The following is a 628-nucleotide window of genomic DNA, read 5'->3' as shown; positions in this document are numbered from 1 at the left end:
GCGACGCGAACGTCCTCGACAGCTTCCGCGGCGGCCGGGGCCGGGCGGTCATCACGGCGTCGAACTCGATCGAGTACGCGTTCGAGGGAGCGACGCTGGCCTCCGACAGCTCTCCCTGCATCTCGATGTCCCGGCTCGGCGTCTGCTTGGGATTGCGCTCGCGGACCCGGTCGAACAAGTACTCGTACAGCTCGCCCAGCGCGATCAAGCCGTCCTCGTCGCGGTCCGCTTCGNNATGACCGCCCGGCCCCGGCCGCCGCGGAAGCTGTCGAGGACGTTCGCGTCGCCCGAGGCCCGGACCGCCACGCCCTGGCCGAACGCCCCTCCGTAGCAGCAGTCCAGCAGCAGGACGATGCTGCGCGACCGGCTCTGCCGGATGCACTGCTGCACGAACTCCGCCGACACCGCCGTCGACCTCAGGCGGTCCGGCCGCGTGTTGCGCGCCGCGAAGTACAGGCCGCCGGAATCGTCCTTCAGGCCGTGGCAGGAGAAGTGCATCAGGAGGACGTCGTCGGGCCTGCCCTCCAGGCAGAGGTCCTCGATCTCCGCCTGCACCACGTGCGCGGTCTCGTTCCGGACGACGCACACCTCGAAGTCGCTGATCGCCCGGTCGGCGAGCACCCCGGCC

At 70.8% G+C, this 628-nt stretch carries 2 protein-coding genes; both read right to left on the bottom strand.

Going from position 1 to position 628, the window contains the following annotated elements; all coding sequences use genetic code 11:
• On the bottom strand, positions 1-208 hold a 208-nt coding region (locus tag CCN39_RS51750), incomplete at its 3' end, for a hypothetical protein (RefSeq protein ID WP_244210826.1).
• Entirely contained in the window at positions 205-555 is a 351-nt protein-coding gene (locus CCN39_RS16935; RefSeq protein WP_434781109.1) for a caspase family protein, read from the bottom strand. The genes CCN39_RS51750 and CCN39_RS16935, both read right to left, overlap by 4 nt.
• Between the last annotated feature and the right edge of the window lie 73 nt (positions 556-628).

Source organism: Amycolatopsis kentuckyensis (assembly GCF_002155975.1).
Taxonomy (GTDB): Bacteria; Actinomycetota; Actinomycetes; order Mycobacteriales; family Pseudonocardiaceae; genus Amycolatopsis; species Amycolatopsis kentuckyensis.
Note: the sequence above shows the minus strand (reverse complement) of the source record. Positions and strands in the feature narration are given on the sequence as shown.